Genomic DNA, 224 nt, shown 5'->3' on the forward strand with positions numbered 1-224 from the left:
ACGCGTTTTAAAACCAAATGCTACACTCATTAATATCGATGGAGATTATGGCAAGGATGCTTTTACAGATTATAGTGATATACCAAATCATCACGCGCATCATACTTTAGGAGACACGATGTTAGCAGAGAGTGAAAATATAAAGCAAAGTATTTCAATTAATCACTACGACCGCCCTCAATACGATTTAAATATCCTTAAGCAAATAAATACGAAACCCATCC

The 224-nt window shown here is 35.3% G+C and carries 1 pseudogene; it reads left to right on the top strand.

The features are described from left to right. Positions 1 to 224 (top strand): annotated as a pseudogene (locus KA878_RS14175) (class I SAM-dependent methyltransferase); the annotation flags it as partial.

The sequence above is a fragment of the Staphylococcus sp. GDY8P57P genome (genome assembly GCF_017892585.1).
GTDB lineage: Bacteria > Bacillota > Bacilli > Staphylococcales > Staphylococcaceae > Staphylococcus > Staphylococcus borealis.